Genomic DNA, 18,692 nt, shown 5'->3' on the forward strand with positions numbered 1-18,692 from the left:
CCCGATAGCCATCAATGTCCCCGCCGGAGCACTGCTATATTTCCTCGATTTTCGGGGACCGTTCCCCGAAGTTTCCAAGTAGTCGTCGTTAACAACTCCTTAAGCGAGCCAATTCAAGATTCGGATGCGGGGTGGCGCATTGGTAGCTGCTTCGAGGCTTGAGGGCTGAAAGACGTAACTGGCATGGCGCGACGGGCTGCCGCTGGACTAAGGTCGCATGGCCGCGTTTTGCCGCGGACGGCGTATCTTTGCCTGGGCCGGCTGCTGCCGCTTGCCGTGCTCCTGATTTCCCTGACACTTGCCCCGGCCGCCCGCGCCGACGATCCGGTCAAGGGCGTGGCGACGTTCTCGGCGGCCAACGGTTTTGCGCGGCTGGTGTTCAAGCTCGCCGAGGATGTCGAAACCGAGGTGTCGACGGCCGGCTCGATCGTCGTGATCCGCTTCAAGCGGCCGGTCGATATCCCCGTGGAAAGATTGGCCGATGCCGTGCCCGATTATGTCGGCATGGCGCGGCGCGATCCGGACGGAACGGCGATCCGCCTGTCGCTGTCGCGGCGGGTGACGATCAATACGATGACTGCGGCCGAGCGGATCTTCATCGACTTCCTGCCCGATGAGTGGGCCGGGCCGCCGCCGCCTTTGCCCACGGACGTGATCCGCGAACTGGCCGAGCGCGCGCGTGCCGCCGAACGTGCCTTGCGCGCGCAGCGGGCGGCGGACGCAGCCAGGAAAAAGCCGCCGGTGCGCGTGCGCGCTTCGGTGCAGCCGACCTTCGTGCGCTTCGTGTTCGAAATTCCCGATGGCGTCAGCGCGTCCTCGGTGCTGAACGAGCAGAAGCTGACACTGTTGTTCAACAGCGTGCTCAGCTTCGACCTCGCGGATGCCAAGGTGGCGGCGCCGCCGAACGTCGCCTCGATCAACCAGCGCTCCGACACCGACACATCAGCTGTCGACATCAACCTGATCGGCGAAGTCGATGTGCGTTCCTTCCGCGAGGACAAAAACTACGTCGTCGACGTCGCCTTCCAGCAGCCGGAGAAGCCGGCAGCGGATGGGCACGCCGCCAACGTTCCACCTGCGCCGGCAAAGCCGCTGGTCGCCGTGGCGGCCGGGCAGGGCAAGGCGATCAGGGAATCCACGCCGCTGCAGCAGCCGGCCCCGGTCGCCCCCGTGACATCTGAGACGTTCGCGGCGCAGGCCAAGATCGCCATCAAGCCCGAGCAGGGCGCAAATGCGCCGCAGGCGGAGCCCGCGGTGGCGGCCGAGAGCACGGCGCCTGCGGTCGCGAAGCCGCAGCCCCCTGCCGCCGAAACGCCCGCGCCGGCGTCCGAGAAGGTCGCGCAGGAGGTGGCGCCGGCTCCGCCTCCACTGCAAGCGGCGCCTGCCGAGCCGCCACAGCCTGCAGCAGCGTCCGCGAAGGAAGCTTCACCGCCATCTGCGAATGTCGCGCCGAAACCGGCCGCAATGCTGCAGACTTCCTCCGCCGAGAAGTCTGTTGCGGTCGACGCGCAGCGCGACAGCGACGGCTTGCGCGTGACGTTCACCTTCCAGAAAGCGACGCCGTCGGCGTTGTTCCGCCGCGCCGACGCGGTGTGGCTGGTGTTCGATTCTCCAGAGCCGATCGATGTCGCGCCGATCCGCGAGAAGGCCGGCGCCATCATCTCCGACATCAGCCGTTTTGCATTGGACAAAGGACAGGCGATCCGCTTCCGCCTCAACCGCCCGCAGATGCCTTCGCTCGAGGCCGACGAGCGTTCCTCCGGCACCGGCTGGACGGTGACCTTCGCCGACCGGGTGCAGAAGCCGCCGCAGCCCTTGATGGTGGTGCGCAACGTCAGCGATCCCGCACTCGCCAATGTCAGCGTGCCCTTGGCCAATCCCGGGCAATTGCACCGGCTGGTCGATCCCGATGCCGGCGACATGCTGTGGGTCGTGACCGCGCCGCCGCCGGCGCGCGGCTTCATCCGTCGGCAGGATTTCGTCGAGCTGTCGCTGCTTGAATCCGTGCACGGCCTCGTGGTGCATCCGAACTCCGACGACGTGAAGGCCGAACTCGGCGCCGACAAGGTGGTGCTGGGACGTCCTGGCGGGCTGACGCTGTCATCGGCCGACGTTGCCGCCGAACGCGCCACCGCCGCGGTCAAGCCGCTGTTCGATGCCGAGGAATGGAAGAACAACCAATCGGAGAACTTCATCAAGCGGCTCGATGGGCTGACCACGGCCAGCGCCGAGGCGACCACGTCGCCCGAGCAGCTCGCGCAGTCGCGGCTCAACCTTGCCAAGTTCTACGTCGCGCGCGCCATGTATGAGGAAGCCCACGGCGTCGCCAACCTGATGCTGTCGGAGAGCAAGCGCGGCGCCGAGGATCCGGCCGTGCTGATGATCCATGCCGCCAGCAGCATCATGATGGGCCGGCCCGAGCGCGCGCTCAAGGATCTCGCCAGTCCCTTGATCGGCAACGGCTATGATTCCCAATTGTGGAAGGGGCTCGCCCTTGCGCGCCAGGGCAAATGGGCGGATGCGCGGGAGAAATTCAAGAACGCGGAGTTCTCGGTCGCGACGCTGCCGCCCGATCTGCAGCGCGTCGTCATGCTGGAATCGATGAGGGCCGCGCTCGAGGTGAAGGATTTTGCCGGTGCCGCGCGCCGCCGCAGCGAGCTCGAGGTGATCGGCCTGCCGAAGGAATTGAAACCCGCCGCAGCGGTGCTGCGCGGCCGGCTCGCCGAAGCGCTCGGCTATGAGAAGGACGCGCTCGACGCCTACCGCTTCGCCGCGAACTCGCTCGACCGGCAGGCCGCGGCCGAAGGCAAATTGCTTGAGGTCGCACTGAAGCAGAAGCGGGGTGAGATCACGCAAGGAGAGATCCTGCGCGAGCTCGAACTGCTCGCCGTGATGTGGCGTGGCGACAGCATCGAGCTGCGCACGCTGCAGATCCTGGCGAAGATCTATTCCGACACCGGCCGCTATGCGGAGGCGTTCGCGGCTACCCGCGCCGCGACGAAACTGCAGCCGAACTCGCCGGAATCGCGGCAGGCACAGGATGCGGCGTCGGCGCTGTTCTCGCAGCTTTTCCTCGGGCCCGCCGGCGACAGCATCCCGCCGATCGATGCACTCACGATGTTCTATGAATACCGCGAGCTGACGCCGATCGGTCGCCGGGGGGATGAGATGATCCGCCGTCTGGCCGATCGTCTCGTCGGCGTCGACCTCTTGGATCAGGCCGCCGAACTGCTGCAGTACCAGGTCGACAAGCGGCTCGAGGGCGCAGCGCGCGCGCAGGTCGCCGCGCGCCTTGCCATGGTCTATCTCACCAATCGCAAGCCGGAGCGTGCGATCGCGGCGCTGCGCCTGACCCGCATCTCGGATCTGTCAGGCGAATTGCGCCAGCAGCGGCTGCTGCTCGAGGCGCGTGCGCAGAGCGACGTCGGCCGGCATGACCTTGCGCTCGACATCATCTCCAACATTCCCGGCCGCGAGGCGATCCGGCTGCGCTCCGACATCTATTGGGCGCAGCGGCACTGGCGCGAGGCCTCCGAGCAGATCGAGCTCTATTATGGCGACCGCTGGCGCGACTTCACGCCGCTGAACGCGGCCGAGAAGGGCGACATCATCCGTGCCGTGGTCGGCTATGCGCTCGCCGAGGACGCGATCGGGCTCGCCCGCTTCCGCGAGAAATATGCGCCGCTGATGTCGGGCGAGGCCGACCGGACGGCGTTCGACATTGCAGCCAGGCCGGCTGCCGCCAACAGCGCCGAATTCTCAGAGATCGCAAGGATGGCCGCCAGAGTCGATACGCTCGACGGCTTCATCCGCGACATGAAGCTCCGCTTCCCCGACGCCACCGCCCGCGCGCCGCTCTCCGATCCGATCGCGACCGGCGCTGTGCCGGGCACGAAAGCCGATCCCGAAGCGCTGCCTGCGATCGTCGGCACCAAGCGCGCCAGCGCTGCGAGGTAGCCTGTAGCCGGATGGAGCCAACGGGTCGCGCGAATGCGCGCCCCGTTGGCTCCATCCAGGCTACAAACTCCGTCCGGGCTACGTGGAAGCCGCGACGATCGTCCTCTCGACAGCGTCGCGTTTAGGCGGCAATTTGCGGCGGCCACGCAAATCGCCGGAGGATGTCGTCACCATGAGCAAGCCGACCAAGACCGAAGCCGAACTCATCGAGATGGCAAGAGCCGAGCTGAAGGTCCATGCCGATTGCCCTGATGGCATCGTGATCTCCGTGATCCGTGACGGCGACAGTTGGGAATTTCGTGCGGCCGCCGACGCCGCGACGGTGGCTAAGCCGGGTTATCCCGAATGCGTGGCGATGCTGGTCCAGGTCGGCGATCACCTCAGCAAGCAATATGACTTCAAGAACTGACCGGCTGCGCTGTTATCCGTGACGAGCGCCGGCTCGCTACGGCGTGTACTCACAAACCCGCGCGCGCATCGGAGTGCGTCTGGGATGCATTGTGCCCCTGATCGCGGCGCGATAGCAGACCTCCAAGGGTCCGAGAAGGGGCAAGAGGCGACGTAACGCGTCCGGATCAGCTCCGATCGAGTGGCGGGTTGTGGGGCTTGGCTTCGTGCCACCACCAGTTACCCACGTAACGCAATTCCGGATTTCCGAAATCTTTCTGTAGGCGTCCTGCGCCATCATCGTCGCTGGTGGATGGTCACTTCTAACACGAAAGGAGCTTCCATGAAGATTCAAGTCCGCAGGCTCGCGATTGCAGTCGCAATTGCTGTCCCTCTCGCAGCGGCCGCCACGGCCAAATCGTCTGCTGCGCCGATCAATGGCATGTCGATCAAGGCGGCGGTACCAGCCGTGACGATGGACGTGCGCTATCTGGTGCGTCGGGATTATCCTTCGTACTGGGGCTATCCCACCTATAACTCGTACTGGGGCTATCCCACCTATAATTCGTATTGGGGCTATCCGACCTATAATTCATATTGGAGCTATCCGAGCTATTACTACTCCTATCCCGGCTACACTTACGGCTGGTGATGACGTCAAGCATTGGCAGCGTGCGGCTCCCTTCGAGCCGCCGCTCGCCAACATGTACTTAAGAGATTTTATCCTTCCTCGATCATGCGCATCTCGCTTGCTTCGCTTTGCTCGTGATGACGGGCCTGGCCGTTACGGCCCCTTGGCCCTCTGGTCGAATGCGCTCAGGACTGCGAGCGTCATCGCGGTGACGCCAGTCTGAATGGTAGGCTTCGGCACCGGCGCGAACAGCGGGGAATGGTTGCCGGGGAGCGGCGCGCCGCCATTGCGCGCGGCGGCGACGTGCCCGGGATCGTAGACGCCGATATTGAAGAACATCGAAGGCACGCCGGCATTGATGTACTCCGAAAAATCCTCGCTTGCGGTGACCGGCGGCGCGGTCATGAACTTGTCGCCGAAGGCCGCGTTCAGCACCTTCTCGGCGGTCGCGACAACAGCGGCATCGTTGACAACCGCCTTGGTACCCTCGGTGATCCTGATCTCCGGTGCAGGCGCGTTCGCCATGGCGGCGACCGCTTTGGCGGTACGTTCGATTCCATCATGCATCTTGGCGCGCACGTCCGGTTTGAAGGTTCTGATGGTGCCGAGCAGGACCGCCTCGTCGGGAATGATGTTGGCCGTGGTGCCGGCATGGAGCGAGCCGATGGAGACTACGCCGAACTCGGTCGGGTCCTTTTCACGGCTGATGACGCTCTGCACATCGACCACAAAACGCGACGCCATCATCACGGGATCGATGGTCGCCTGTGGCGCCGCGCCATGGCCGCCGCGGCCTTTGAATTTGATGTAGAGGCCGTCGGCATTGGAAGAGCGGACCCCGACGGTGTAGCTGACGTAGCCGTAGGGAAAGGCCCCGCTATGCAGGGCAAAGCCGGCATCGGGCTTGGGAAAGCGCGTGAACAGCCCATCGGCCAGCATGGCTCTGGCACCCGCAACCACTTCCTCGGCGGGCTGGGCGATGAACATCAGCGTGCCCTTCCACCGGTCCTTCAGCCCGACCAGCGCCTGCGCCGTTCCGATCCAGCTCGCCATGTGGATGTCGTGGCCGCAGCTATGGGCGACAAAGGTTTCGCGCTCCTGCCAGATGGTCTTGTCGCGGCTTGCGTAGGGCAGGCCGGTCTTCTCCTCCATCGGCAGCGCGTCAAGCTCGGTGCGCACCATGATGGTCGGACCGTCGCCATTTTTGTAGAGCGCAACCAGCCCGGTCTTGCCGACCTTCTCTGTAACCTCGAAGCCGATCGCGCGCATCTCGGCGGCGAGTCTTGCGGCGGTCTTCTCCTCCTGGAAGGCGATCTCGGGATGGGCGTGGATGTCCTTGTAGAGCGCATCGAGTTTTGGATATTCGCTCTCGAAGGAGGTTTCGATCGATTGCTTCAGGCTTGCGACGTCGAGCTCCGCATGCGCCGGCAGCCCAACCATGCTGCCCAAGGCAAATGCGACGAGCAGAGGCTTTGCAAACCGCATGGTCAGACCTCCCTTGGCTTTTTCCTTCGCCCAGAATATCGCGGTGGGCATCCGCGTCAACGCGGTCTCGCCCGGCGTGATCAAGACGCCCATGCATGGACGCGAAACCCACGATTTCCTCGCCAAGCTGCATCCGGTCGGGCGGATGGGCGAGAGCCGCGACATCGTCGATGCCGTGCTCTATCTCGAAAGCGCGGGCTTCGTCACCGACGAGATCCTGCATGTCGATGGCTGAAATCACGCGGAGTCGTCATTGCGAGCCACCGGGTCGCGCGAACGCGCGCCCGATGACAGGCTCCGCGAAGCAATCCACGGTGCCGCTTGCGGAGGCGTGGATTGCTTCGTCGCTGTCGCTCCTCGCAATGACGGTCGACGCGCCGGTCAGCCATCGTCGCCGGCGATGGCTGGCATCAGAACTAACCATTTCCCTTTCCTACTGCAACGCGGCTTAACCGATATCGATGTCAAGCACCCACGCTCACCGTCATCCGCATTCAGCCGCGGCCAATCATCATCATGAAGGCGGGCCGGTCTGGCTGTCGGCTGCGGCGGGGCTTTGCGCCTCGCTGGTCGGTCTCGGGTTGGCGCGCTTCGCCTACACGCCGCTGATCCCGGCGCTGATCGCGGCAAAATGGTTCAGTCCGGCCGATGTCGTCTATCTCGGCGCTGCCAATCTTGCGGGCTATCTTGGCGGCGCGATTATCGCGCGCCAAGTCGGCGCTCGCATCGGGGCGGTGCGCTCGCTGCGCGCGATGATGGTGCTTGCATCGCTCTGCTGCTTTGCCTGCTCGGTGCCGATCTCGTTCGCCTGGTTCTTCGTGTGGCGCTTTCTTGCCGGTCTGTCCGGAGGCGTGATCATGGTGCTTGCGGCGTCGACGATCCTGCCGCATACGCCGCCGAACAAGAAAGGCGTGGTCGGCGGCGTGATCTTCGCCGGCGTGGGCCTCGGCGTTGCGGCGTCCGGCACGCTCGTGCCGCTGTTGCTGCGGCAAGGGCTGCAAGAGGCCTGGTATGGACTTGGGATATTGTCCGTGCTGCTGACCCTGGCGAGCTGGAAGGCCTGGCCGGCCGAGGTCCGCGGCGCGAAAGCCGTAGCTCACGATCGCATAGCATCGCGGCCGCGATCGCTGGCGATCCGCGCGCTGTATGCGGAATACGGCCTCAACGCCCTGGCGCTGGTGCCGCACATGGTTTTCCTGGTCGACTTCGTGGCGCGCGGGCTGGGGCAGGGGATTCCGGCCGCTTCGCAATACTGGGTGCTCTACGGCATCGGCGCGATCGCCGGTCCGCTCGTGACCGGGCATCTCGCCGACCGTGCAGGCTTCGGCCCGGCGCTACGCGTCGCCTTCCTGGTGCAGGCGGTTGCCATCGTGCTGCCTGCGGTCAGCGTGGCTCCGGCCGCGATGATCGTCTCGAGCGTGATCGCTGGCGCCTTCACCCCCGGCATCGTGCCGCTGACGCTCGGCCGCATCCATGAACTCGTTCCGCACAACAGCGCCGCGCAGGGCGCGGCCTGGGCGCAAGCAACCACGAGCTTTGCGCTGTTTCAGGCCGGCGGCGCCTATGGCCTGTCCTACTGCGTCGAGCAGACCGGCGGCAACTACGCGCTCCTGTTCATGATCGGCGCAGCCGCCATCACCACCGCTCTCGCCGTCGATCTCGTGGTCGGCCTATTGGGCGATCGCGCGCGCTCGTAGTTCGTCGCGCTATCCCCCGTAGCTCTGCACCAGGCTGCCGGCGACCAGCGACCAGCCGTCGACCAGCACGAAGAAGATCAGCTTGAACGGTAGGGACACCACGACCGGCGGCAGCATCATCATGCCCATCGACATCAGGACGGAGGCGACCACGAGGTCGATGATGAGGAAGGGCAGGAACAACAGGAAGCCGATCTCGAAGGCGCGCTTCAATTCGGAGATCATGAAGGCGGGGACGAGGATGCGCAGCGACATCTCTTCCGGGCTCGCGGGCGGCGGCTCGCCGGAGAGATCCATGAACAGCTTGAGGTCCTTCTCGCGCACATTCTTCTGCATGAAGCCGCGCAACGGGACGGAGGCGCGCTGCAGCGCGTCCTCGACGCCGATCTGGTTGGCGACCAGCGGGCGGATGCCGTCGTCATAGGATTTCTGCAGCACCGGGCCCATCACGAACGCGGTCAGGAACATCGCCAGCGCGATGATCACGGAGTTCGGCGGCGCGGTCGCGGTGCCGAGCGCGGTGCGGAGCAGCGACAGCACCACGACGATGCGCGTGAACGACGTCATCATGATCAGGATCGACGGCGCGATCGAGAGCACCGTGAGCAGCGCGATCAACTGGATCGCGCGCTCGGTGACGCCGCCATTGCCCTGGCCGAGATTGATGCTGATGTCCTGCGCAAGCGCAGGCGCCGCCAGCGAGCTGGCGGCGATCAGGACGGCGGTGAATAAAACTCTACGCGGAAACTTCGGCGGCCTCACGAAGGGTTCTTCGGGCGGCCGAGCAGGGAGGCCATCTCGTCTTCGAGATTCTCAAAGCCGCTCTTCTGCGGCGCAGGTGAGGGCGGAGGTTCGCTGCGTGCGGGGCGCGGCGCTGCTGCCGGCTCGGGCGCGACCGGCGGCGCGGCAGCTTCGCTCGGCGGACGGCGCAGCGCGGCCTCGAGCCGCTGCGCCATCTCGGCGAGATTGGCGTCGGCGCTGGATGTATCCGGCGGCGGCGGAGGAGGAGATGGCGGAGACGGAGGAGGCGGCGGTGCTGCGGCACGCTCGGGGGTGCGCAGCGGCGCGATCTTCGGCTCGGTCGTGCGGGGCGGGCGCGGGATCAGGGGCTCGGTGCGGGGCACGCGCGGCGGGATCGGCTCCGGCCGCGGTTCGGTGCGCTCGGGGCGGCTGCCGATCGGCTCCGGCGTGAAGCCGGTGAGCGGATCGCGTCGCTCTGTCAGCGGCGGGCCGGCCGGACGGCGGAGCTCTTCGGCAAAAGACGGGCGCGCGGGCCGCGGCGGCGGCTCAGGCATCGTCGGCTCCGGCGTATCGAAGATCTCGGTGCGGGCGCTTTCGGCCTCGGCCCACGCGGCATCCGGGAGCGGCGCAACCCGCGGTGGCGGCTCGGCGCTGGCGATGACCGGACGCGGCGGCGCCTGGTCGCGGGCCGACGCGCGGACGATATTGGGTTCGACGACGATGTCGGTGGGGCCGCCGATCATCAGGAGATGCTCGACATTGTCGCGGCGGACCAGCACGAGGCGGCGCCGCCCATCGACCGCGGCCGCATCGATCACGGCTAGCCGCGGCATCCGCCCGCGGTTGGTGTTGGCTCCGAGGCGGTTACCGGCAAAGCGGCGGACCAGCCATGCGGCCAGACCGATCAGCGCCAATACGGCGATGAACGCAAAGAGGAACCACAGGATCTGCATATTACTGTCCCCGGCCATCTGGCCCTGCTTTCATGCTGGCGTCGACGGATGCGGGCTGAAGCGATCCGATCAGCGAATCACGCCCGAGATCAGCCTTATTTCTTAATTCCCCACGGCAGTCACGCCGCCCATGTTTACTAATAGACCAAGAATCGATTGTTCCAAAACGACTTCTAAGCCCACCTGCGCGCGCTGGTTAACGCAGCCATCGTGGCGAAAATGTGCACTTCCGGATGATTCGGAGACCTGCCAACGGCCTCCCGGAACAATTTAACCAGCCGTTAACCATACACCGGGCAAATTCTGCCTACCTCGGGGACGGCCCCAGAGGTTAACGGGGGCGCGGCGATGGCCATCAACGATCTACCGATCCTGTCGGCGCTGCGCACCAAGATGCAGTGGCATCAGGAGCGCCAGCGGGTGCTGGCCGAGAACGTCTCCAATTCGGATTCGCCGAACTTTCGGCCGCGCGACCTGGTCGAGCCGACCTTCGGCCGCAATGGCGCGCCGGTCGGCGGATCGATGGGCACGCTGCCGATGATGCGGACCGCCTCCGGCCATATCGCGGCCTCCGGCGCGCCGGAGAATTTCGACCATGACGGCGGCAAGAACGCCTTCATGACCAGGCCGGCCGGCAACGCCGTCAACCTGGAAGAGCAGATGCTGAAGGTCTCCGCCAACCAGATGGACTATGCGGCGGTGACCTCGCTCTACAGCCGCAGCCTCGGATTGATCAAAACCGCCATCGGCAGGCGCTGACAGGTTTTTAGGGAGAAGGGATCATGGCCGACGATGGAAGCGATTTCGCCCGCTCGATGACGATTGCCACCTCCGGCCTGCGCGCGCAGGCCGGACGGATGCGGGTGATCTCGGAAAATATCGCCAACGCCGATTCGACGGCGCAGACCGCCGGCGGCGATCCTTACCGCCGCAAGGTGCCGACCTTCTCCTCCGCACTCGACCGCGCGCTGGATGCCAAAGTGGTGACGCTCGGCAGAGTGCGGCCCGACCAGTCGGCGTTCCGCGTCAAATACGAGCCGAGCAATCCGGCGGCGGATGCAACCGGCAACGTGAAATATCCCAACGTCAATCCGCTGGTCGAAATGACCGACATGCGCGACGCCCAGCGCTCCTATGAGGCGAACCTCAACATCATCAGCGCGACGCGGCGGATGATCCAGCGCACGCTCGATATCCTCAAGTCCTAAGAAACAGGAAGCGATCCAACATGGCCACACCGACAGTCGCCGCCAACGCCTATGCCAGCCTCGCCCGCATGATGGAGCGGGGCGGCGCCGAGAAGGGCGGCGAGACCGCAGGCCCCTCGTTCGGCGCGCTGGTGAAGGAAGCCATCGGCAGCGTCATGGATGCCGGCCGCAAGTCCGACGCCCAGACCGTGGCGATGACCTCGGGCCGGGCCAATGTGATGGACGTGGTGACCGCGGTCGCCGAGACCGACGTCGCGGTCTCGACCCTGGTGTCGGTGCGGGACCGGGTGATCCAGTCGTATGAAGACATCATGAAGATGCCGATCTGAGGCTTCCGTCATTGCGAGCGGAGCGAAGCAATCCATGGTGCCGCTTGCTGAGGCATGGATTGCTTCGTCGCTGACGCTCCTCGCAATGACGGCGGAGGGTTTGGCGGATTGAAAAAGGACGCTTGAAATGACCGGTGCTGAAACCCTCGACGTGGCGCGCGATGCGATCTGGACCATCGTGGTGGTGTCATCGCCCCTGATGATCGTCGGCCTCGTGGTCGGCGTGATCGTGTCGCTGTTCCAGGCGCTGACGCAGATCCAGGAACAGACGCTGATCTACGTGCCGAAGATCCTCGCGATCTTCGTGACAATGCTATTGGCGCTGCCGTTCATGGCTGACGCCATGCACGCCCACATGCTGCGGATATCGTCGCGAATCATCGGCGGTTGATGCACTGTGACTGAATGCGCATCGACATATCCCTGCTGCCGGCGCTCGCCGCGACCTTCGTGCTGGTGTTTGCCCGCATGGGGGCGATGGTGATGCTGCTGCCGGGATTCGGCGAGAGCAACATCCCGGCGCGAATCAAGCTCGGGATCGCGCTGCTCTTGACGCTGATCATCCTGCCGCTGCACCGCGCCGACTATCATGTCGACATCACGTCGGTGACGTCGCTGATGATGTTGATGGTGCACGAGATCGTCATCGGCATCGTGCTTGGGGCGACCGCGCGCGTGACGTTGTCGGCGCTTGCAGTCGCGGGCTCGGTGATCGCCCAACAGCTCGGGCTCGGCTTCGTCACTGCGATCGATCCGACGCAGGGCCAGCAGGGCCAGCTCATCGGCAACTTCCTCACCATCCTCGGCATGACGCTGTTGTTTGCGACCGACACCCATCATCTGGTGCTCGCGGCGCTGAACGAGAGCTACAAGATCTTCTCCCCGGGCGCCTTGATGCCGACCGGCGACGTGGCGGCGCTGGCGACGCGCGCCTTCGCGGAGGCCTTCAAGATCGGCCTGCAACTGTCGGCGCCGTTTCTCGTATTCGGTCTCGTCTTCAACATCGGGCTTGGCGTGCTGGCGCGGCTGATGCCGCAGATGCAGGTCTATTTCGTCGGCGTGCCGCTCTCGATCCTCGCCGGGTTCCTGATCTTCGCCGTGGTGCTCGCGGCGATGATGGGGACCTATCTCGAATACTTCATCGGCGTCATGCACCAACTGACGCCGCTGAAATAGGGAGCCGCCATTAAGGAAGCGCGATGGCCGAGGATAGCGACGACAAAACAGAAGACCCTACGCAAAAACGTCTCGATGACGCACATGCGAAGGGCGATGTCGCCAAGAGCCAGGAGGTCAACACCTGGTTCGTGATCGCTGGCGGCACCTTGGTGCTGTCGACCTTCTCGACCTCGACGGCAGCAGGCATCCTGACGCCGCTGCGCAACCTGATCGCCAATTCCTGGATGATCAGGACCGACGGCCCGGGGCTGATGTCGCTGATGCAGACACTGGGCATTGCTGTCATCGCGGCGATCGGCGTGCCGCTGCTGATGCTGATGCTGGCGGCGATTGCCGGCAACATGATCCAGCACCGCCTGGTGTGGTCTACGGAGTCGCTGACGCCGAAATTCAGCAAGATCTCGCCCGGCGCAGGCTTCAAGCGCATTTTCGGCAAGCAGGCGGCGGCGAATTTCCTCAAGGGCATCTTCAAGGTCGTCGCGCTCGGCGCGGTCATGACGGCGGTGCTGTGGCCGGAGTGGCACCGGCTGGAATCGCTGCTTAGAATCGACGTCGCCTCGATCCTGCCCGCCACCACCAGCCTGACCTTGCACCTGCTGGGGGCCGTGGTGGCGATGCTCGCCGCGGTCGCGATCGCCGACTACTTCTTCCAGTACCGGCAATGGTACGAGCGGCAGAAGATGTCGGTGCAGGAGATGAAGGAGGAGTTCAAACAGTCGGAAGGCGATCCGCACATCAAGGGGCGCATCCGCCAGTTGCGGCAGCAGCGCATGAAGAAGCGGATGATGGCCGCGGTTCCCAAGGCGAGCGTGATCATCACCAACCCGACCCACTATTCGGTGGCGCTCGCCTACGACCGCGACATGCAGGCGCCGGTCTGCGTCGCCAAGGGCGTCGACAACATCGCCTTCAAGATCAGGGAGATCGCCAAGGATCACGACATCCCGATCGTCGAGAATGTGCCGCTGGCCCGCGCGCTCTATGCAACCGTCGATATCGACGAGGAAATTCCGGTCGAACACTATCACGCGGTCGCCGAAATCATCGGCTACGTCATGGGCCTGAAGCGTCGCGGGCTGTCGGGACAGCGAAGCTGACGCGGCATGGGACTCCGGGAATGGAACGAAAGCGGCCTGAGATGGGCTTAACCTGGGAAATCGCGGCCTGATGGACTTGCGCTCCAAGCTCCGATTGAGGCACTCAGGAGGACGGGCGAATCTGCGCGCCTTCACCGCCGACGGGCAGCTTCAGTCAATGACCGCCGAGACCGATCACAACCAGGCTGCCGAGCCGTTCGTGGCCCACGAACCGGCGCGGCGGAGCGGCAGCATTGTTCTGGTTCTGCTGGTGGCGGCCGGCCTCGTCGCGGTGGCGGTCGCGCTGATGACGATCGGCCGCGGCCAGGCACAGCCCTATATCCTTGGCGTGCTGGCGCTGCTCGCCATGGTCGGGCTGTTCAGCCTTTTCGCCTTTGCCGCCGGAATCGTCCGTTTCTCCGACCGTTCCACCGACGACCCCGTGATGGGCCGGATCGCCAACCACGCCTATGACGGGCTGGCGGTCACGGATTCGCACGGACAGGTGGTCTATTCCAACGCCGCCTATCTCGCGCTGACGGGGGCTTCGAGCCCGCAGGAGGTGCGGCCGGTCGAGCGCGTCTTCATCGGCAATCCGGATGTCTCCGAGGCCGTGTTCCGCCTGCTCAAGGCCGCGCGCGAAGGCAAGCGGCAGCAGGAGGAGGTCCGTATCGCCGGCCATGATGGCCTCCAGGGGCGGTGGCTCAGGATGCGGGTGCGCCCGCTCGGCCAGAGCAAGCGCGAACAGAAATATGCGGTGTGGTCGATCGCCGACATCACCCGCGACCGCGAGCGCCAGGAGGACGTGTTCAAGGAACTGCAACACGCGATCGAATATCTCGATCACGCGCCTTGCGGCTTCTTCTCGGTCACGCCGTCCGGCGAGATCGCCTATGTCAACGCGACGCTCGCGAACTGGCTCGACTACGACCTCGCCGAGATCGGCTCGGGCGGCTTGAAGCTCACCGACATCGTGTCCGGCGACGGCGCGGCGCTGCTGACCTCGATCGTGCCGGCGCCGGGTGAGGTGAAGACCGAAGTCTTCGACATCGATCTCAGGATGCGCAGCGGCAAGCCGATGCCGGTGCGGCTCTATCACAAGCTTGCCTTCGGCGCCGACGGCACGCCCGGGGCCTCGCGCACGCTCGTCATCAGCCGCGCCCGCGACGAGCATCACGATCCCGAGCGCGCCGCCGAAGTGCGCTTCATGCGCTTCTTCGACCATACGCCGATGGCGATCGCGACCGTCGACCGCGGCGGCAATGTCGTGCGCGCCAATGCGCGCTATGCGAAGCTGGCGCAAGGCCTCAGTGCGGATGGTGCTGCCGCCAAGTCGATCTTCCGCGCGGTCAATCCGCGCGACCGCAGCCTGGTGATCGCGGCGATCAACCAGGCCGCCGAGGGCAGGGGCGATATCGCGCCGGTCGAGGTCATGCTCGACGGCGCCAAGGAACGCTGGGGCCACTTCTTCATCACTGCGGTGGAGGAGGACGAGCGCGATGCCGAGGCCGCGATCGTCTACATGCTCGAGACCACCGAGCGGCGTACGCTGGAAAACCAGATCAACCAGTCGCAGAAGATGGATATGGTCGGCCAATTGGCCGGCGGCATCGCGCACGATTTCAACAACGTGCTGTCAGCCATCATGATGGCGAACGATTTCCTGTTGAACGCGCACAAGCCGACCGATCCGTCGTTCCAGGACATCATGCAGATCAAGCAGAACGCGACCCGCGCGGCGACGCTGGTGCGGCAACTGCTCGCCTTCTCGCGCCGCCAGACGCTGCGGCCGCAGGTGCTGGATCTCGGCGACGCACTATCCGACTTGACCATGCTGCTGCGCCGGCTGATCGGCGAGAAGGTGAAGCTCGACCTCGTGCACGGGCGCGACCTCTGGCCGGTGAAGGTCGACGTCTCCCAGTTCGAGCAGGTGGTCGTCAACCTCGCCGTCAACGCGCGCGATGCGATGCCTGATGGCGGCAAGCTGATCATCAAGACCCAGAACATAGCGGCGGAGGAAGCGGGCCAGCTCGCCTACAAGGGCCTGCCGGCGGCGGACTATGTGCGGATCGACATCACCGATACCGGCACCGGCATTCCGCTTGAGATCATCGACAAGATCTTCGAGCCGTTCTTCTCGACCAAGGAGGTCGGCAAAGGCACGGGGCTCGGCCTGTCGACGGTCTACGGCATCGTCAAGCAGACCGGCGGCTTCGTATATGTCGATTCCACGCCCGGCGAGGGCACCACGTTCCGCATCTTCCTGCCGCGCCACCGGCCCGAGCAGGAGGTCGCGCCGGAGCCGCAGCCGACCAATGGCGCGGCCAAGGAAGCGGCAGCCGAGCCGCCGAAGCCGAAACCCGACCTGACCGGGCAGGGCACGATCCTCTTGGTCGAGGACGAGGATGGTCTGCGTTCACTGAACGCCCGCGGCTTGCGTTCGCGCGGCTACAGCGTGATCGAGGCGTCCAACGGCGTCGAGGCGATGGAAGCCTTCGACGAGAAGAATGGCGAGATCGACCTCGTCGTCTCCGACGTGGTGATGCCCGAGATGGATGGCCCGACGCTCTTGAAGGAGATGCGCAGTCGCAATCCGGATCTGAAGATCATCTTCGTCTCCGGCTATGCCGAGGATGCGTTCGAGAAGAGCCTGCCGGAGAACCAGCAGTTCGCCTTCCTGCCAAAGCCCTTCACGCTGACGCAGCTCGTCGCTGCCGTGAAGGAGACGATGACGCTGTAATAACGTCATCGCCAGGGGAGGCGACGAAGCAACCTGCCCTCCGTGGTGGCAGTCTGCAGCGCCTCGCTCCGGTCGCAATGACAGGGTTAAGAAGCCGCTAAAACCCGTGAAAAGACGGGCTTTTGTCACATCCCCGCGACTGAGGGCCGCAGTGGTTGTTCCCGTTTACGGCTTCCCTTTTGGGCGGCCGTGCCCATCTTAGTGTCACTTTCCCCATTTCGGGGATTCAAGGAAACACAGATGAATTTCACGCAACACACGCGCGGAATTGTTCGGGCTATCGCGGTCGCGATCGCGCTGGCGCTGCCCCTCACGGCTATCAGCATCTCGGCGGCCGACGCCCGCGCCGGCGGCGGCTTCGGCTCCGGTTCCCGCGGCTCGCGGAGCTTTTCCGCGCCGCCCAGCACCAACACGGCGCCCGGCGCGACGCAACCGTTCAACCGCACCTATAGCCAGCCTGGCACCGGCATGAACTCGCCGGCCGCGAATTCGGGCGGCCTGTTCAACCGGGGCGGCATGGGCCGCGGCCTGCTCGGCGGCCTCGCCGCGGGCTTCCTCGGCGCCGGCCTGTTCGGCCTCTTGTTCGGTGGTGGCCTACTCTCCGGCCTCGGCGGCCTGACGTCGATCCTCGGCCTGTTGCTGCAGATCGGCCTGATCGTGCTGGTGGTGCGGCTCGCGATGTCGTGGTGGCAGCGCCGCCAGACACCGGCCGCCGCCTATGCCGGCGGACCGACACCTGCACCCGGCGTGGGCCCGCAGCCGAATTATCGCTCGGGCATGGGTTTCGGCCTCGGATCGTCCAACGCACCTCTGGAAATCGCGCCGGCCGACTATGAGGCCTTCGAGCGCCTGCTCGGCGAGGTCCAGGCTGCATGGTCAAATGAGGATGTCGGCAAGCTGCACTCGCTCGCGACGCCCGAAATGGTCTCCTACTTCTCCAAGGACCTGGAGGAGAACAAGGCTCGCAACGTCGTCAACAAGGTGACGAATGTGAAACTGCTGCAGGGCGATCTTGCCGAAGCCTGGCGCGAGGGCGAGTCCGATTACGCCACCGTGGCGATGCGGTTCTCGCTGGTCGACCAGACGCTCGACCGCACCACCAGCCGGCCGGTCGCCGGCAGCGAGCAGCCGCAGGAAGTGACGGAGGTCTGGACTTTCGTGCGCCGGCGCGGCAGCGACTGGGAACTCTCGGCGATCCAGCAGGCGAACTGATCGTCCGCTAGATAACGTAACATCGAGGCGCTGCGGTTCATTCCGCAGCGCCTTTTGCTTTGCGCGATTCATTTTCGCGGTCGCAGCGTCGGAATAATCAGTGCCGCTACGGGTTGATGTCGGAAGCCAAGAACAATCAGGAGGAGCAAATGAATATCCGTGCCATCATCGCGCCGACGTGTTTCGCACTTGCCGCTTTCGCGCTGCAACCGGCGCAGGCGCAGTCGGCCAATGCGAGCTTCTTCCTGACCAGCAACGGCATCGGCAATGGCGGTAATCTCGGTGGGCTTGCGGGCGCCGACAATCATTGCCAGACGCTGGCGCAGGCGGCGGGCTTCGGCGCGCCGAAAACCTGGCACGCCTATCTGTCGACACAGGCGGCCGACGGCCAGCCGGCCGTGAACGCGCGCGACCGCATCGGGAAAGGGCCGTGGCAGAATGTGAAGGGGGTGGTGGTCGCCAAGGATGTCGCCGACCTCCACAGCGCCGGCAACAATCTCACCAAGCAGACCGCGCTTTCCGAAAAAGGCGAGGTCATCAACGGCCGCGGCGACACGCCGAACCGTCACGACGTGTTGACCGGCTCGCAAGCGGACGGCACGGCGTTTGCCGCCGGCGAGGATCGCACCTGCAAGAACTGGACAAGCAGCACGCAGGGCTCCGCCATCGTCGGCCATTCCGACCGCATCGGCCTCCGCGACGACGAGCCATCGAAGTCCTGGAACTCGTCGCATCCTTCGCGCGGCCCCGACGGTGGCTGCTCGCAGGCTGACCTGAAGAGCACCGGCGGCGACGGCTTGCTGTACTGCTTCGCCGTGAACTGAAGTCCATGCCGCCAATCCCGGCTGCCTGGAGCATGATCCGATTCCATCCAATCAGATCATGCGCCAACGCGTGATGTCTCTTGGCTGAATCAGTCTCGCCGCAAGTTCACCTCTCCCGTAGGGAGAGGTCGCGCCGAAGGCGCGGGTGAGCGGGTGCGGCCCCTCGATAGAGCAAATCCCCTCACCCGGCGTTACACTGAGCAACCGGCGACATAGGTAACAGGTCAGACCGACGACATAGGTAACACAATTCTCGTTTCGTTCAGGTCTGTT

Annotated in this window: 16 protein-coding genes and 1 pseudogene; 14 read left to right on the forward strand and 3 right to left on the reverse strand. The window is 65.1% G+C overall.

The annotated features are described in order from the left end of the window. Positions 1-183: 183 nt before the first annotated feature. The 3 genes from AC5ZGW_RS38620 (at position 184) to AC5ZGW_RS38630 (ending at position 4,996) form a co-directional block, all read left to right on the forward strand. The gene (locus AC5ZGW_RS38620; RefSeq protein WP_130229063.1) at positions 184-3,957 is read left to right on the forward strand and encodes a tetratricopeptide repeat protein; all 3,774 of its coding nucleotides are present in this window, start codon (positions 184-186) and stop codon (positions 3,955-3,957) included. A 172-nt stretch (positions 3,958-4,129) separates the two neighbouring features. Further along, on the forward strand, positions 4,130-4,366 hold the full coding sequence (locus AC5ZGW_RS38625) for a hypothetical protein (protein WP_028163552.1): 237 nt from the start codon (positions 4,130-4,132) through the stop codon (positions 4,364-4,366). A gap of 321 nt (positions 4,367-4,687) precedes the next feature. Next, on the forward strand, positions 4,688-4,996 hold the full coding sequence (locus AC5ZGW_RS38630; RefSeq protein WP_130229062.1) for a hypothetical protein: 309 nt from the start codon (positions 4,688-4,690) through the stop codon (positions 4,994-4,996). Positions 4,997-5,128: 132 nt separating this feature from the next. Here AC5ZGW_RS38630 and AC5ZGW_RS38635 read toward each other — a convergent pair whose 3' ends face one another. Beyond that, complete coding sequence (locus AC5ZGW_RS38635) at positions 5,129-6,460, reverse strand: amidohydrolase (RefSeq protein ID WP_130229061.1); 1,332 nt, start codon at positions 6,458-6,460, stop codon at positions 5,129-5,131. Positions 6,461-6,506: 46 nt separating this feature from the next. Between AC5ZGW_RS38635 and AC5ZGW_RS38640 the strand changes: the two are divergent. Further along, a pseudogene (locus tag AC5ZGW_RS38640) lies at positions 6,507-6,695 on the forward strand (SDR family oxidoreductase); the annotation flags it as partial. A 226-nt stretch (positions 6,696-6,921) separates the two neighbouring features. Further along, positions 6,922-8,157 carry a YbfB/YjiJ family MFS transporter gene (locus tag AC5ZGW_RS38645; protein ID WP_130229059.1) on the forward strand — a complete coding sequence of 412 codons (1,236 nt, stop codon included), beginning with the start codon at positions 6,922-6,924 and terminating at the stop codon, positions 8,155-8,157. Between the two features lie 9 nt (positions 8,158-8,166). On the opposite strand, the gene fliP is transcribed toward AC5ZGW_RS38645, so the two are convergent. Both fliP and AC5ZGW_RS38655 read right to left on the reverse strand, forming a co-directional pair. Continuing rightward, complete coding sequence (fliP, locus tag AC5ZGW_RS38650; RefSeq protein ID WP_028163550.1) at positions 8,167-8,919, reverse strand: flagellar type III secretion system pore protein FliP; 753 nt, start codon at positions 8,917-8,919, stop codon at positions 8,167-8,169. Then, entirely contained in the window at positions 8,916-9,869 is a 954-nt protein-coding gene (locus AC5ZGW_RS38655) for a flagellar biosynthetic protein FliO (RefSeq protein ID WP_496114063.1), read from the reverse strand. The genes fliP and AC5ZGW_RS38655 overlap by 4 nt, the downstream gene beginning before the upstream one ends. 330 nt (positions 9,870-10,199) lie before the next feature. On the opposite strand from AC5ZGW_RS38655, the gene flgB reads away from it, so the two are divergent. The 9 genes from flgB (at position 10,200) to AC5ZGW_RS38700 (ending at position 18,419) form a co-directional block, all read left to right on the forward strand. Further along, positions 10,200-10,610 (forward strand): flagellar basal body rod protein FlgB, encoded by a 411-nt coding sequence (flgB, locus tag AC5ZGW_RS38660; RefSeq protein WP_028163548.1) that lies wholly within the window; start codon positions 10,200-10,202, stop codon positions 10,608-10,610. Between the two features lie 23 nt (positions 10,611-10,633). Beyond that, positions 10,634-11,059: a flagellar basal body rod protein FlgC gene (gene flgC, locus AC5ZGW_RS38665; RefSeq protein ID WP_130231207.1), complete on the forward strand. Its 426-nt coding sequence runs from the start codon at positions 10,634-10,636 to the stop codon at positions 11,057-11,059. Positions 11,060-11,079: 20 nt separating this feature from the next. Next, complete coding sequence (gene fliE, locus AC5ZGW_RS38670; protein WP_028163546.1) at positions 11,080-11,388, forward strand: flagellar hook-basal body complex protein FliE; 309 nt, start codon at positions 11,080-11,082, stop codon at positions 11,386-11,388. A gap of 127 nt (positions 11,389-11,515) precedes the next feature. Next, positions 11,516-11,779 (forward strand): flagellar biosynthesis protein FliQ, encoded by a 264-nt coding sequence (gene fliQ / locus AC5ZGW_RS38675; protein WP_028163545.1) that lies wholly within the window; start codon positions 11,516-11,518, stop codon positions 11,777-11,779. Positions 11,780-11,793: 14 nt separating this feature from the next. After that, a complete protein-coding gene (gene fliR, locus AC5ZGW_RS38680; RefSeq protein ID WP_130231209.1) occupies positions 11,794-12,564 on the forward strand; it encodes a flagellar biosynthetic protein FliR in 771 nt (256 codons plus the stop codon). 23 nt (positions 12,565-12,587) lie between these two features. Further along, complete coding sequence (flhB, locus tag AC5ZGW_RS38685; RefSeq protein ID WP_130231211.1) at positions 12,588-13,664, forward strand: flagellar biosynthesis protein FlhB; 1,077 nt, start codon at positions 12,588-12,590, stop codon at positions 13,662-13,664. 157 nt (positions 13,665-13,821) lie between these two features. After that, entirely contained in the window at positions 13,822-16,383 is a 2,562-nt protein-coding gene (gene cckA, locus AC5ZGW_RS38690) for a cell cycle histidine kinase CckA (RefSeq protein ID WP_496114064.1), read from the forward strand. A 240-nt stretch (positions 16,384-16,623) separates the two neighbouring features. After that, on the forward strand, positions 16,624-17,595 hold the full coding sequence (locus AC5ZGW_RS38695; RefSeq protein WP_456643347.1) for a Tim44 domain-containing protein: 972 nt from the start codon (positions 16,624-16,626) through the stop codon (positions 17,593-17,595). A 149-nt stretch (positions 17,596-17,744) separates the two neighbouring features. Continuing rightward, complete coding sequence (locus AC5ZGW_RS38700; RefSeq protein ID WP_130231894.1) at positions 17,745-18,419, forward strand: lectin; 675 nt, start codon at positions 17,745-17,747, stop codon at positions 18,417-18,419. The last annotated feature ends 273 nt before the right edge of the window (positions 18,420-18,692 follow it).

The organism is Bradyrhizobium sp. Crot121, from assembly GCF_059512385.1.

Coding starts and splice junctions, on each gene's coding strand:
- AC5ZGW_RS38620 (WP_130229063.1), top strand. CDS start 184: ATGGCGCGACGGGCTGCCGCTGGACTAAGGTCGCATGGCCGCGTTTTG.
- AC5ZGW_RS38625 (WP_028163552.1), top strand. CDS start 4,130: ATGAGCAAGCCGACCAAGACCGAAGCCGAACTCATCGAGATGGCAAGA.
- AC5ZGW_RS38630 (WP_130229062.1), top strand. CDS start 4,688: ATGAAGATTCAAGTCCGCAGGCTCGCGATTGCAGTCGCAATTGCTGTC.
- AC5ZGW_RS38635 (WP_130229061.1), bottom strand. CDS start 6,460: ATGCGGTTTGCAAAGCCTCTGCTCGTCGCATTTGCCTTGGGCAGCATG.
- AC5ZGW_RS38645 (WP_130229059.1), top strand. CDS start 6,922: ATGTCAAGCACCCACGCTCACCGTCATCCGCATTCAGCCGCGGCCAAT.
- AC5ZGW_RS38655 (WP_496114063.1), bottom strand. CDS start 9,869: ATGGCCGGGGACAGTAATATGCAGATCCTGTGGTTCCTCTTTGCGTTC.
- flgB (WP_028163548.1), top strand. CDS start 10,200: ATGGCCATCAACGATCTACCGATCCTGTCGGCGCTGCGCACCAAGATG.
- flgC (WP_130231207.1), top strand. CDS start 10,634: ATGGCCGACGATGGAAGCGATTTCGCCCGCTCGATGACGATTGCCACC.
- fliE (WP_028163546.1), top strand. CDS start 11,080: ATGGCCACACCGACAGTCGCCGCCAACGCCTATGCCAGCCTCGCCCGC.
- fliQ (WP_028163545.1), top strand. CDS start 11,516: ATGACCGGTGCTGAAACCCTCGACGTGGCGCGCGATGCGATCTGGACC.
- fliR (WP_130231209.1), top strand. CDS start 11,794: ATGCGCATCGACATATCCCTGCTGCCGGCGCTCGCCGCGACCTTCGTG.
- flhB (WP_130231211.1), top strand. CDS start 12,588: ATGGCCGAGGATAGCGACGACAAAACAGAAGACCCTACGCAAAAACGT.
- cckA (WP_496114064.1), top strand. CDS start 13,822: ATGACCGCCGAGACCGATCACAACCAGGCTGCCGAGCCGTTCGTGGCC.
- AC5ZGW_RS38695 (WP_456643347.1), top strand. CDS start 16,624: ATGAATTTCACGCAACACACGCGCGGAATTGTTCGGGCTATCGCGGTC.
- AC5ZGW_RS38700 (WP_130231894.1), top strand. CDS start 17,745: ATGAATATCCGTGCCATCATCGCGCCGACGTGTTTCGCACTTGCCGCT.